This window comes from Pseudomonas sp. P4_C4 (genome assembly GCF_056402055.1).
Genome location: NZ_JBFUID010000001.1, coordinates 87,114 through 99,710, shown reverse-complemented (window position 1 = coordinate 99,710; position 12,597 = coordinate 87,114). Strand labels below are relative to the sequence as shown.

General features: G+C 59.6%; 11 protein-coding genes and 1 pseudogene. 3 read left to right on the top strand and 9 right to left on the bottom strand.

Going from position 1 to position 12,597, the window contains the following annotated elements; genetic code table 11:
- Positions 1-54: 54 nt before the first annotated feature.
- The 5 genes from AC1DXW_RS00470 to hutC all read right to left on the bottom strand — a co-directional run bounded on the left by AC1DXW_RS00470 (position 55) and on the right by hutC (position 6,143).
- Positions 55-1,023, bottom strand: a complete 969-nt coding sequence (locus tag AC1DXW_RS00470) for an ABC transporter substrate-binding protein (RefSeq protein ID WP_477752623.1) — start codon at positions 1,021-1,023, stop codon at positions 55-57.
- Positions 1,024-1,092: 69 nt separating this feature from the next.
- The gene (locus AC1DXW_RS00465; RefSeq protein ID WP_477752624.1) at positions 1,093-2,565 is read right to left on the bottom strand and encodes a purine-cytosine permease family protein; all 1,473 of its coding nucleotides are present in this window, start codon (positions 2,563-2,565) and stop codon (positions 1,093-1,095) included.
- Between the two features lie 160 nt (positions 2,566-2,725).
- Positions 2,726-4,408 (bottom strand): urocanate hydratase, encoded by a 1,683-nt coding sequence (gene hutU, locus AC1DXW_RS00460; protein WP_223457541.1) that lies wholly within the window; start codon positions 4,406-4,408, stop codon positions 2,726-2,728.
- Positions 4,409-4,852: 444 nt separating this feature from the next.
- Positions 4,853-5,422, bottom strand: a complete 570-nt coding sequence (locus AC1DXW_RS00455; RefSeq protein ID WP_477752625.1) for a HutD/Ves family protein — start codon at positions 5,420-5,422, stop codon at positions 4,853-4,855.
- A gap of 10 nt (positions 5,423-5,432) precedes the next feature.
- Positions 5,433-6,143: a histidine utilization repressor gene (hutC, locus tag AC1DXW_RS00450; RefSeq protein WP_173677901.1), complete on the bottom strand. Its 711-nt coding sequence runs from the start codon at positions 6,141-6,143 to the stop codon at positions 5,433-5,435.
- A gap of 146 nt (positions 6,144-6,289) precedes the next feature.
- Here hutC and AC1DXW_RS00445 point away from each other — a divergent pair, with 146 nt between their 5' ends.
- Entirely contained in the window at positions 6,290-7,654 is a 1,365-nt protein-coding gene (locus tag AC1DXW_RS00445) for a formimidoylglutamate deiminase (protein ID WP_477752626.1), read from the top strand.
- Positions 7,655-7,760: 106 nt separating this feature from the next.
- On the opposite strand, the gene AC1DXW_RS00440 is transcribed toward AC1DXW_RS00445, so the two are convergent.
- Positions 7,761-8,330, bottom strand: a complete 570-nt coding sequence (locus AC1DXW_RS00440) for a lipocalin family protein (protein WP_477752627.1) — start codon at positions 8,328-8,330, stop codon at positions 7,761-7,763.
- Between the two features lie 30 nt (positions 8,331-8,360).
- Entirely contained in the window at positions 8,361-8,615 is a 255-nt protein-coding gene (locus tag AC1DXW_RS00435; protein ID WP_007975531.1) for a hypothetical protein, read from the bottom strand.
- 282 nt (positions 8,616-8,897) lie between these two features.
- Between AC1DXW_RS00435 and AC1DXW_RS00430 the strand changes: the two are divergent.
- Together AC1DXW_RS00430 and AC1DXW_RS00425 are read left to right on the top strand one after the other, a co-directional pair.
- A pseudogene (locus AC1DXW_RS00430) lies at positions 8,898-9,932 on the top strand (HAMP domain-containing protein); the annotation flags it as partial.
- Between the two features lie 93 nt (positions 9,933-10,025).
- Complete coding sequence (locus AC1DXW_RS00425; RefSeq protein ID WP_477752661.1) at positions 10,026-10,790, top strand: methyl-accepting chemotaxis protein; 765 nt, start codon at positions 10,026-10,028, stop codon at positions 10,788-10,790.
- Between the two features lie 117 nt (positions 10,791-10,907).
- On the opposite strand, the gene AC1DXW_RS00420 is transcribed toward AC1DXW_RS00425, so the two are convergent.
- Both AC1DXW_RS00420 and AC1DXW_RS00415 read right to left on the bottom strand, forming a co-directional pair.
- Positions 10,908-11,510 (bottom strand): DUF924 family protein, encoded by a 603-nt coding sequence (locus AC1DXW_RS00420; RefSeq protein WP_477752628.1) that lies wholly within the window; start codon positions 11,508-11,510, stop codon positions 10,908-10,910.
- A gap of 3 nt (positions 11,511-11,513) precedes the next feature.
- A complete protein-coding gene (locus AC1DXW_RS00415) occupies positions 11,514-12,524 on the bottom strand; it encodes a class 1 fructose-bisphosphatase (protein ID WP_015093094.1) in 1,011 nt (336 codons plus the stop codon).
- Positions 12,525-12,597: the final 73 nt, after the last annotated feature.

Below are 12,597 nucleotides of genomic sequence, written 5' to 3'. Positions count from 1 at the left end.
AGGGGTTGCGATCAAGCATCCGACTGCCGTCGCCGACAGTCGGAGAAGCCCAACCTACAAGGCCGCGTCGATTTTCTTGGCTGCGTCTTCGCTCACCCATGCGTGCCAGACTTCAGGATGTTCCTTCAGGAAGATCTTGGCCAGTTTTGGTGATTCGATCCGCTCTTTGGTCATGCGCCCCAGGTTCTGGTTCAGCAGGTCGATTGGCACGTTGACCTTTTCCAGCACGGCCACCAATTCAGGCGCTTCGTCGTGGAAAGTCTTGGACAGGCCGACCTTGATATCCACGGTCTTGTTCACGCCTGGTTTCTCTTCGAGTTTCACCGCGTCGATCTGGCCCATCAGCGGGGTTGGCGACCAGTAGTAGAACAGGATCGGCTCGCCACGCTTGTAGCTCGACAGCACAGCGGCATCCAGCGCCGGGCCGGTGCCTGGGCGGAAGTTGGTGTAGGTGCTTTCCAGGCCGTAGCTCTTCAGCATTTCGCTGTTGTCCAGCTCACAGGTCCAACCGGCCGGGCAGTTATAGAAACGACCCTTGGATGGCTCTTCGGCATCCTTGAAAATCGCCGAGTACTTGCCCAGGTCGGCAATGTTTTTCAGGTCCGGCGCCTTGGCTTCCAGCTTGCGCTTGGCGTCGCCTTCGATCACGTAGCGCGGCACGTACCAGCCTTCGACGGCACCCACCACTGGCGCGCCGACACCGACGACTTTGCCGGCCTTCTCGGCCTTGTTCCAGACTTCGCTGCGGCCGACCCACTCTTCGGCGAACACTTGAATGTCGTTGCTGCTCAGGGCGTTTTCCATGGTGATGGAGTTGCCTGGCAGGCTGTCGGTCTTGCAGTCGTAGCCTTTCTCCAGCACGACTTGCAACACGTCGGTCAGCAGCATGGCGCTTTCCCAGTTCAGGCCGGCGAACTTCACCGGTTTGCCCGACTCGCACCAACCCGCCGCCTGAGTGGCGCCGGCGCTGGCCAGCAGGCCCATGGAAAGCAATGTGGTCAGCAGGGTCTTGTTCGATTTCATTGTTGTGACGCTCCTAATCATGAGTTGGCTTACGGCAGTCAAGAGGCATCCAGCCCTGTCCACGTCCAATCAGGCCTGCGCCGCAGCGCGACCGGCCCCGCTTTTTTTAGGTTGTACAACGCTGTCCTGCTCGACCGGCAGGATCAATTGATCGGGCACTGTGCCGTGCCATTTTTTTGCGCACAGGTAATACAGGGCTGCGGGAAGCACCAGACCGATGATCCAGGAAATATCCACATCACCCAGGGCCGCCACCAGCGGACCGGTATAGAACTTGGTGGAAATGAACGGCAGTTGCACCAGCACACCGAAGACATAGACGCTGATCCCGAGTGGGTTCCAGCGGCCGTAGCGACCGTTCGGGTCGGCCAGCGCCGGCACGTCATAGCGCTCGCGGGTGATGCAGTAGTAGTCCACCAGGTTGATCGCGCTCCAGGGCGTGAAGAACGCCAGCAAGAACAGGATGAAGGACTTGAACGCACCGAGGAACGAGTGCTGACCGAGCAACGCCATCAGGGTCGCAGCACCGACGATGACCAGCACGAAGACCAGACGTTGCAAGCGCGTTACCTTCAGGTCACCCCGGAAACCGCTGATGATGGTCGCAATGCACATGAAACTGCCGTAGGAGTTCAGCGTGGAGATGGTGACCTTGCCAAAGGCGATGCTGAAGTACAGCAGCGCAGCGGTGGCACCGGTACCGCCAAGACCAACGATGTAGGCCACTTCGTGGCCGGCGTATTGCCCGTTGGCCGAAGCGGCAGCGAACACGCCGAGGACCATCGCCACCTGTGCACCAATAACCGAACCTGCGCCTGCGGCAAAAAAAGTTTTCACCGAGGAAATCTTGCTCGGCAGGTAGCGAGAATAGTCAGCCACATAAGGGCCGAAGGCGATCTGCCAGGACGCCGCGAGCGACACCGCGAGCAAGAAACTGCTCCAGCTGAAGTGGCGGATTTGCAACAGTGCGCCAACGTCAACCTGGCTCATCAGACAGCTGAACAGATAAACAAAGGCAATCACGCCAATGACACTGGCAACACGGCCGATCCAATGGATCACCCGATAACCGAGCACCGTGACCAGCACGATGACACTGGCGAAAAGGAGGATACCGACGGTGTCGCTGACGCCAAACAATTGGCCCAGCGCCTGCCCGGATAACACGGTTCCCGTTGCGGTGAAGCCCAGGTACATCAAGCAGACCAGCACGATTGGGATCGCCGCGCCGTACACGCCGAACTGCACCCGGCTGGAGATCATCTGCGGCAGGCCGAGCTTGGGCCCTTGCGCGGCATGCAGCGCCATCACGCCGCCACCCAGTAATTGACCGATCAACAGACCGATCAACGACCAGAACACATCGCCGCCCAGCACCACGGCCAGGGCCCCGGTGACAATCGCGGTGATTTGCAGGTTGGCACCCATCCACAGGGTGAACTGGCTCAACAGACGACCGTGTCTTTCCGCTTCCGGGATGTAGTCGATCGAGCGCTTCTCGATCAACGGTTTGTTGCCTGCACGATCGCTGTTAACAGCCATGGTTCAACCTCTGTGGATTGTTGGTCGGTGTTGGTTGTATCTGTGTAGGAGCTGTCGAGTGAAACGAGGCTGCGATCTTTTGCTTTTAAAAGATCAAGATCAAAAGATCGCAGCCTTCGGCAGCTCCTACAGGTTTGCATTGGGCCAAGGCCCGCTTTCTTTATTTGCCGGTAATCATCGGCAGGTTCAGCCCTTGTTCCTTGGCGCAGTCGATGGCGATCTGGTAACCGGCATCGGCGTGACGCATGACACCGGTGGCCGGGTCGTTGTGCAGCACGCGAGCGATACGCTCGGCCGCTTCGTCAGTACCGTCGCAGACAATCACCATGCCCGAGTGCTGAGAGAAGCCCATGCCGACGCCGCCGCCGTGGTGCAGGGAAACCCAGGTCGCGCCGCTCGCGGTATTGAGCAGGGCGTTGAGCAGTGGCCAGTCGGACACGGCGTCGGAACCGTCCTGCATGGACTCGGTTTCGCGGTTCGGGCTCGATACCGAACCGGAGTCCAGGTGGTCGCGACCGATCACGATCGGCGCGGACAACTCGCCGCTACGGACCATTTCGTTGAACGCCAGACCCAGCTTGGCGCGCAGGCCCAGGCCAACCCAGCAGATACGTGCCGGCAGACCCTGGAAGCTGATGCGCTCACGGGCCATGTCCAGCCAGTTGTGCAGGTGGGCGTCGTCCGGGATCAACTCTTTGACCTTGGCGTCGGTCTTGTAGATGTCTTCAGCGTTGCCCGACAGTGCAGCCCAACGGAACGGGCCGATGCCACGGCAGAACAGCGGACGGATGTAGGCTGGTACGAAGCCCGGGAAGTCGAATGCGTTTTCCACGCCTTCTTCTTGCGCCATCTGACGGATGTTGTTGCCGTAGTCGAAAGTCGGTACGCCCATTTTCTGGAAGTCCAGCATCGCTTTGACGTGCACGGCCATCGATTGCTTGGCGGCCTTGATCACAGCGGCAGGTTCAGTCTTGGCGCGAGCGCGGTACTGGTCCCAGGTCCAGCCGGCCGGCAGGTAGCCGTTGAGCGGATCGTGGGCGCTGGTCTGGTCGGTAACCATGTCCGGGCGCACGCCGCGCTTGACCAGTTCCGGGAGAATTTCTGCCGCGTTACCCAGCAGGGCAATGGAAATCGCTTTGCCTTCGGCGGTGTATTTGGCGATGCGGGCCAGCGCGTCGTCGAGATCGGTTGCTTGCTCGTCGACATAGCGGCTTTTCAGACGGAAATCGATGCTGACCTGCTGACATTCGATGTTCAGCGAGCAAGCGCCAGCCAGGGTCGCGGCCAGAGGCTGAGCGCCACCCATGCCACCGAGGCCTGCGGTCAGGACCCAACGACCTTTCAGGTCATCGTTATAGTGTTGGCGACCGGCTTCAACGAAGGTTTCGTAGGTGCCCTGGACGATGCCCTGGCTGCCGATGTAGATCCAGCTGCCGGCAGTCATCTGGCCGTACATGGCCAGGCCTTTGGCGTCGAGTTCGTTGAAGTGTTCCCAGCTCGCCCAGTGTGGAACCAGGTTGGAGTTGGCGATCAGTACGCGCGGGGCATTGCTGTGGGTCTTGAACACGCCGACCGGCTTGCCGGATTGCACCAGCAGGGTCTCGTCGTCGTTCAGGTTGGTCAGGCTTTCGACGATCTTGTCGTAGCATTCCCAGTTACGTGCAGCGCGACCGATACCACCGTAAACCACCAGTTCTTTAGGGTTCTCGGCGACTTCCGGGTCGAGGTTGTTCATCAGCATGCGCAGCGGCGCTTCGGTCAGCCAGCTCTTGGCGGTCAGCTTGTTACCACGTGCGGCACGGATTTCAACGTCACGAAACTTAGTAGGTTTAATGTCAGTCACGAAAAAGACTCCTCAGCAATCAATCCAAACCAACCCAGGCAGTGGGCGAGCAAGCCAATGGGCATATCAGTGCACACCGGCGAATCAGTGGACGATGGTTGAGTCCTCGTGACTCATACGCATACGTCTTTACTTGTACATACAAGCATATGCAATCAAGCGGCCAACTTGCCGGATGAGCATTCAAGAAAAATTCTGAAACGGCTGGAGAGCGCCTGGGACAAGGGTTCTGGTGTAGATGAAATTTTTTCGGGAGGATTTTTGTGGCGAGGGGGTTTTGTTACTTGAGCGTGGTTTTGCGCCACGCTGGGGCGTTCGGTAACAACATGGTGCGCTTTCGGGAACGCTGAAAAGCAAAAGATCGCAGCCTTCGGCAGCTCCTACAGGGTGCAAAGCATCCCATGTAAGAGCTGCCGAAGGCTGCGATCTTTTGAAAATTCAGAATCAGCGTGCGGTCAGCTCAATCACACAGCATGGGCTATTAACGGAGATTTCCAGCAGGCCAGTGTTAGCGTCGAGTTGCAGGCAATCGTGGCGACCGAGCTTCGAAGCGTTGTTACCGACCTTCACTTCCAGTGCTTCGCTGATGCTGAACACCAACATCGTACCCGCCGAACTGAAGAACCGCTGCTCGCCACTCAACCACTGCAACCGCGCACCGTAACGCTGCGGCGCGTAAATCAGGTTGAAATCGCGAATCGGACTGCCGAGCAACGTGCAGGAAACCTTGCTTTCACCACTGAAGGCAAACGGGTCCAGCGGTAACAGTGGCCGCGTGTCCTGGCCATCCACCGTCAGGCTCATACCATCGCCCTGCAAAACGGTGATCACTCGCTCGTAACCGGCGAAGGTGGAAAACCCACCCGACTCGCCAATGTCGGCAATCGACAGGCGCCAGCCAAACCCATCCAGGCCAGTGCCGGCATCGCGGGTGATTTCTTCGGTGCTGCCGCCGCCGTTTTTCCACGGCATGCGCGGGTAATCGAGCGCACGTAAAACTTTCAGACTGCTCATTTATGGCTCTCTATTTATGAAACCGACCTTCCAGACGATGACGGGAACCGGGGTGGATCAAGCGAGCGGCGGTCACTGGCTGACGACCGGACCAGGTGCGGCGGCGAATCAGCAGGCAAGGCTCGCCCTTTTCAATCTGTAGCAATTTGCATTCGGACGACTCGGCCAGGATCGCCTCGACCACGTGCTCGCCTTCGGTCAGCGGCGCGACCTGGTTCAGGTAGGCGTAGGGCGTTTGCAGGGTGAAGTCCTGCTTGAGGTAGTCCGGCGCCACCAGCGCATTGACGAAACGGTCTTCGATTTGCACCGGAATATCGTTTTCGAAATGCACGATCAGCGAGTGGAACACCTTCTGCCCTTCGCGCATGTCCAGGGCCAGGGCACGCTCGGAGCCGGCGGCCTCTTCTTCAAGGGTGATGACCTTGCAGGTGTGGCGATGACCGCGAGAGGCAATTTCATCGGCAATGTTGTGCACTTCAAACAGCGCGGACTGGCTTTTCGGCTCGGCGACGAATGTGCCGACGCCTTGCATGCGCACCAGCAGGCCATCGGCGGTCATCTCGCGCAGGGCGCGGTTGATGGTCATGCGGCTGAAGCCCAACTGGCTGACCAGTTCGCTTTCCGACGGAACGCGGTAGTGCGGCGGCCAGTTTCCACTGTCGATTTGCTGGGTGATCATTTGTTTGACGCGGGCGTACAAGGGCGCCGGACTGTCGCCCATGTTCGCGGCCAACGGAGAGACTGGAGGCGGAGTCGGCACGGTTAATCCTTGGTCATTTGATTGATGTCGCTAGCTTGCCGGAGTTTACCGGGCAGGCAAACGTCTGTATATGTATATACAAATAACACACGATGGGGTGCTGAACCATGTCCGCCTTCTTTGCCGAACGCGCGCTGCTGCCTAGTGGATGGGCCAACAATGTACGTCTTGAGGTCAGCGCCGACGGCGTATTGACCCATATCCAGGCCGATTCCAAGGCAGATGGCGCCGAGCGGCTGAGCGGTCCGCTGCTGCCTGGCATGCCGAACCTGCACTCCCACGCCTTCCAGCGGGCCATGGCCGGGCTGGCGGAAGTGGCGGGCAATCCGAACGACAGTTTCTGGACCTGGCGCGATCTGATGTATCGCCTCGTCGGAAAAATCAGCCCGGAACAACTCGGTGTCATCGCCCGCCAGCTGTATATCGAAATGCTCAAGGCCGGTTACACCTCGGTCGCGGAATTTCACTACGTGCATCACGACATCAATGGTCAGCCTTATGCGGATCCGGCCGAACTGGCTCTGCGCATCAGCCAGGCAGCCAGTTCCGCGGGTATCGGCTTGACCCTGCTGCCGGTGCTCTACAGCCACTCCGGTTTCGGCGGCCAGACCCCGAACGAAGGTCAGCGTCGCTTCATCAACAGCACCGAAAACTACCTCAAGCTGCAATCGCGCCTGCAACCGGTGCTGGCGCAGCAACCGGCGCAGTCGCTCGGCTTGTGTTTCCACTCACTGCGCGCGGTTACGCCACAGCAGATCAGCGAAGTGCTGGCGGCCAGCGACAAGCAATGCCCGGTGCACATCCACATCGCCGAGCAGCAGAAAGAAGTCGACGACTGCCTGACCTGGAGCGGTCGTCGTCCGTTGCAATGGCTGTACGAAAACATCGACGTCGATCAGCGCTGGTGCCTGGTCCACGCGACCCACGCCAACCCGGAAGAAGTCACGTCGATGGCCAAGAGTCGCGCCATCGCCGGCCTGTGCCTGACCACCGAAGCCAACCTGGGCGACGGGATTTTCCCGGCGGTGGATTTCTTCGCCCAGGGCGGCCGCATGGGCATCGGTTCCGACAGTCATGTGTCATTGAGCGTGGTGGAAGAATTGCGCTGGCTGGAATACGGCCAGCGTCTGCGCGACCAACGGCGTAATCGTTTGTATGGCGCGGATCAGCCAATGGTTGGCCGCACGTTGTTCGATGCGGCGCTGGATGGCGGTGCTCAGGCGTTAGGCCAGCCGATTGGCGCGCTGGAAGTCGGCAAACGCGCCGACTGGCTGGTGCTCGATGGCAACGATCCGTATTTGGCGACAGCCAATGGTGACGGGATTCTCAATCGGTGGCTGTTTGCCGGTGGCGATCGCCAAGTGCGGGATGTGCTGGTGAATGGTCAGTGGGTGGTGCGTGACGGGCGGCATGCCGGCGAAGAAGAAAGCAGCCGTGCATTCACTCAAGTCCTGCGCGAACTTTTAGGCTGACACAAAACCCTGTAGGAGCGAGCTTGCTCGCGATGGTGTGTCAGTCGACATCGTTGTGTCTGATACTCCATCGCGAGCAAGCTCGCGCCTACAGGGCCATGCGTTGTTAGTTGGACGTCTCGGCCATCTGCTGTTCCGACGCACGCCAGATCAGCCGCGTTGTGTCGTAACCCTGCTGACGCGCCTTGCTCAGCAGTTCCTCACGCACCACACCATTCACGGTCGGCGTGCGCGACAACAGCCACAAATACTTCCGGCTCGGATCCCCGACAATGGCGGTCTTGTAGTCATCGCTGACGTACAGCACCCAGTATTCGCCCTTCGCCGTACCCGGGATCAGCCTGGAGAACCAGGTATCGAACTCGATCCACAGCTTGTCGCCCTTGCCGGGCACCTGTGGATAAGCCGTGCCATTGACCTCTTCCCATTGCCACTGCGCCGTCAGGCAGCGGTTCAACACCGCCACGTTACCGTCAGGCTTGAGCGTGTAATGGGCTTCGGATTGCGCGCAGTCGCGCTGGAAGTACATCGGCATGCGCGCCAACTCGTACCAGGTGCCCTGGTAGCGCTTGAGATTGACACTTTTGACAGTCTTGGGGGCCAATGGGTCCGGGCCAGACGTGGCACAGCCAGCCAACAACAGACCGGCAAAAAGGATGATCAATAACCGCTTCATTATTTTTCTCCCGCGGGCAAACGCCCCGGTTTACTTCAGGCCTTGGCCGGAAAACATCAGCACTTTGTCACCGGCGAACTGCACGCTGATAAAGCTGTTCTTGTCGCCCCAGGTGCAACTGGACATGCCGAGCGCACCTGAACAATCGGCAGGTTTGCCCAACAGGGTCTCCACATCGGCCTTGGCCATGCCGGCCGAGAGCTTAGAGTAGTTTTCCTGATTGACTTTGCTGCAGGCAGCCAGCAACACGCAAAACGAAAGCAGGGCGATGGAACGCAGCGACATGGTGAAACTCCGGGGGGCGTAGGGGATTGGCATGGCTGCCAAGCTGAAGCTTAGAAGAGAAAACCCCTGCGAGGTTCCGTGCCCGGCAGGCTATTTATCGGGCCACTCGTCTACCTTTTGCCGAAAATCAGCCACTTTCCTTATTCATCGAGCATTTCGTCGTTTTTCAGAGAATTCGCCTAATCTTTGGCGCCGTTCAGTCGACATAAATGCAACGCAAAGCCACGTCGGTGGCATTTGCTCCCCCATTTTGTAGAACAGCCCCTCTGCGGTAGCTCATCCATGACCAGAAACATGAAGTTCAGCCACAAGATATTGCTGGCTGCCGCCCTCGTGGTGGCCGTCGCATTCGCTTGTTTCATCCTGTTCAACGACTATCGCCAGCGCCAAACCTTGCGCAACAGCACCGAAGCCTCGATGCAGGAACTCGGCAGTCTGACCACCAGCAACATCCAGACCTGGCTGGAAAGCCGCATGCAATTGCTGCAGTCGATGGCCCAACAGATCAACGCCGACGGCAATGCTCCCGCTGGCCTGAAACGAATCATCGACCTGCCCGCCTACACCGGCAACTTCCAGCTGAGCTACTTCGGTGGTGCCGACGGCGTGATGTTCTCGGTCCCGGCGGGCAACCGTGCGGCGGACTACGACCCTCGCGCCCGCGGCTGGTACAAGGCGGCCAATAGCGCACAACAGACCATCGTCACCGAACCGTACATTGCCGCGTCTTCTGGCAAACTGGTGATCACCGTGGCCACCCCGGTGCAGCACCAGGGCCAGATGATCGGCGTCGCAGGCGCCGACATCGACCTGTCCAGCGTCAGCGCGATCATCAATTCGCTGAACTTCGGCGGTCACGGTCATGCGTTCATCGTCGGTGCCGATGGCAAGATCCTGATTCACCCGGACAGCAAGCTGGTGCTCAAGAACCTGACCGAGGCCTATCCGAGCGACACACCCAAAGTCAGCCCGGGCATGAAAGAAGTCGAGATCGACGGCAAGCGCCAGTTCATCGCCTTCACCCACGTCAACGGCGTGCCATCGGCGAACTGGTACGTGGCACTGGTGCTCGATCAGGAAACGGCGTTCTCGATGCTCAGCGAATTCCGCACCTCGGCGATCATCGCCATGGTGATTGCCGTGGTGATCATCATCGTCCTGCTGGGCATGCTGATCAGCCTGCTGATGCAGCCGCTGCTGACCATGGGCCGCGCCATGCACGACATCGCCGAAGGCGAAGGTGACCTGACCAAACGCCTGACCATTCACGGCCATGACGAATTCGGCGCGCTGGGGCTGTCGTTCAACCGCTTCGTCGAGCGCATTCACACCTCGATCATCGAAGTGTCCTCGGCCACCGGCCAGGTCAACGAAGTGGCGTTGCGTGTAGTCGCCGCCTCGAACTCGTCGATGTACAACTCCGACCAGCAAGCCTCGCGCACCAGCAGCGTCGCTGCGGCGATCAACCAGCTCGGTGCCGCCGCCCAGGAGATCGCCCAGAACGCCGCCCTCGCCTCGCAACATTCCAGCGATGCCCGCAGCCTGGCCGAAGAAGGCCAACAGGTGGTGGATAAAACCATCGCGGCGATGCAGCAGCTGTCGGCCAAGATCAGCGATTCGTGCGGCAACATCGAAACCCTCAATAGCAATACGGTCAACATCGGGCAGATCCTGGAAGTGATTACCAGCATCTCCCAGCAAACCAACTTGCTGGCGCTCAACGCCGCCATTGAAGCGGCCCGCGCTGGCGAGGCCGGTCGCGGTTTTGCCGTGGTGGCCGATGAGGTGCGCAACCTCGCTCACCGCACCCAGGACTCGGCGCAGCAAGTGCAGACGATGATCGAAGAACTGCAGGTCGGCGCCCGGGCAGCGGTGGGCATCATGACTGACAGCCAGCGCCAGAGCGAAAGCAGCGTCGGCATCGCCAACCAGGCGGGCGAACGCCTGGGCAGCGTGACCCAGCGCATCGGTGAGATCGATGGCATGAATCAGTCGGTCGCCACTGCCACTGAGGAACAGACGGCCGTGGTGGAGTCGATCAACGTCGACATCACAGAGATCAACATGCTGAACCAGGAAGGTGTGGAGAACCTGCAGTCGACCTTGCGTGCGTGTGCCGATCTTGAGCAGCAGGCGGCGCGGTTGAAGCAGCTAGTTGGTAGCTTCAGGATCTGAGGCGATCTCTCCGGCCTCATCGCGAGCAAGCTCGCTCCCACAGTGGATCTCCAGTGCGACAAAGATCCCTGTGGGAGCGAGCTTGCTCGCGATGGCGGCATCAGCTACAACGAAAAATCAGAACCGAGAGCCCGGTTTCGACAGAAACTCGAGCTCCTCAGCAGTACTCTCCCGCCCCAACACCGCATTGCGATGCGGAAAGCGCCCAAACTGCGCAATCACTTTCTGATGCCGCTCGGCATAGTCCAGGTAATCGCTGAACAGCGCCCGATCGATTTCCGGTTGCTGCGCCACCAGTTCGATGTAGCGCGAGACGCCTTCGTTCTGCACCGCGAGGTCTTCGCTATGCTCGAACACCAGGTAGATGAACACCCGCTGAATCGGCTGCAACTGCCGGTCGTAATCCGCGGCAATGCCTTGGGCTACCAGCTTCTGCGCCCGGAGATCGCCTGCAAAGGCTTTGGGAATATCGCGAAAGATCATTCGCGGGATTTGATCGAGCAACAGCACCAGGGCCAGCCAACCTTCGGGATGTTGCATCCACTCGGTCAATCCGCCGGCCAGTGCCTGCTCGGTCCAGCCCCCGAAACGCTCGCGCGCTTCGAGGTCCTGGCTGTCGCGCTTGCCGAACCACAATTTGCCCTTCTGCGCCGCCACTTCCCTCGCTGACTCGGAACTCCCGAACCACCAATAAAGCAACGGCTGCCAGGGCGCAGTCATGGTTTATTCCTTGTGGTAAGCCGTGACGCGGGCAACTTCTTCTTTCGAACCGAGGAACACCGCAACCCGCTGGTGCAGGCCTTCCGGCTGGATGTCGAGGATGCGCTGGTGGCCGTCGGTGGACGCACCGCCCGCTTGTTCCACCAGGAACGACATCGGGTTGGCTTCGTACATCAGGCGCAGTTTGCCTGGCTTGGAAGGCTCGCGGCTGTCGCGTGGGTACATGAACAGACCGCCGCGGGTCAGGATGCGGTGCACGTCGGCCACCATCGCAGCGACCCAGCGCATGTTGTAGTTCTTTTTCAGCGGGCCTTCATCGCCGGCCAGCAATTCGCCGACGTAGCGCTGTACCGGTGCTTCCCAGTGACGCTGGTTGGACGCGTTGATGGCAAATTCCTGGGTGGCTTCAGGAATGGTGATGTTTTCGTGGGTCAGTACGAAGCTGCCCATTTCACGGTCCAGGGTGAAACCTTTCACGCCATCGCCCAAGGTCAGGATCAGCATGGTCTGTGGACCATAGATCGCATAACCGGCGGCCACTTGCTGGGTACCTGGCTGCAGGAAGGCCTTTTCGTTCAAAGGTTCGTTCTGGCTCAGGTATTCGTTCGGGCAACGCAGTACCGAGAAGATGGTTCCGACCGGCGCGTTGATGTCGATGTTCGACGAACCGTCCAGCGGGTCGAATACCAGCAGGTACGCACCTTTCGGGTATTTGCCCGGGATCTGGTAGGCGTTGTCCATTTCTTCGGACGCCATACCGGCCAGGTGACCGCCCCATTCGTTGGCTTCGAGCAGGATTTCGTTGGAGATCACGTCGAGCTTCTTCTGCACTTCGCCCTGGACGTTTTCAGTGCCCATGCTGCCCAAAACGCCACCCAGGGCGCCTTTGGACACGGCGTGGTTGATCTCCTTGCAGGCACGCGCCACCACTTCGATCAGGAAGCGCAGATCGGCAGGAGTGTTGTTGCTGCGGGTCTGCTCAATCAAATAGCGACTCAAGGTAACGCGGGACATGGAAGGCTCCGGAGGAATGGGGGGGGGCTAAAAACCCGAGCAGTTTAGCGCGAGTCGGGGTGCATTTCCTCCT

Bases quoted from the DNA above. Each gene is read 5' to 3' on its own strand.
- AC1DXW_RS00470 (WP_477752623.1), bottom strand. From the start codon at position 1,023: ATGAAATCGAACAAGACCCTGCTGACCACATTGCTTTCCATGGGCCTG.
- AC1DXW_RS00465 (WP_477752624.1), bottom strand. From the start codon at position 2,565: ATGGCTGTTAACAGCGATCGTGCAGGCAACAAACCGTTGATCGAGAAG.
- AC1DXW_RS00455 (WP_477752625.1), bottom strand. From the start codon at position 5,422: ATGAGCAGTCTGAAAGTTTTACGTGCGCTCGATTACCCGCGCATGCCG.
- hutC (WP_173677901.1), bottom strand. From the start codon at position 6,143: ATGGGCGACAGTCCGGCGCCCTTGTACGCCCGCGTCAAACAAATGATC.
- AC1DXW_RS00445 (WP_477752626.1), top strand. From the start codon at position 6,290: ATGTCCGCCTTCTTTGCCGAACGCGCGCTGCTGCCTAGTGGATGGGCC.
- AC1DXW_RS00440 (WP_477752627.1), bottom strand. From the start codon at position 8,330: ATGAAGCGGTTATTGATCATCCTTTTTGCCGGTCTGTTGTTGGCTGGC.
- AC1DXW_RS00435 (WP_007975531.1), bottom strand. From the start codon at position 8,615: ATGTCGCTGCGTTCCATCGCCCTGCTTTCGTTTTGCGTGTTGCTGGCT.
- AC1DXW_RS00425 (WP_477752661.1), top strand. From the start codon at position 10,026: ATGTACAACTCCGACCAGCAAGCCTCGCGCACCAGCAGCGTCGCTGCG.
- AC1DXW_RS00420 (WP_477752628.1), bottom strand. From the start codon at position 11,510: ATGACTGCGCCCTGGCAGCCGTTGCTTTATTGGTGGTTCGGGAGTTCC.
- AC1DXW_RS00415 (WP_015093094.1), bottom strand. From the start codon at position 12,524: ATGTCCCGCGTTACCTTGAGTCGCTATTTGATTGAGCAGACCCGCAGC.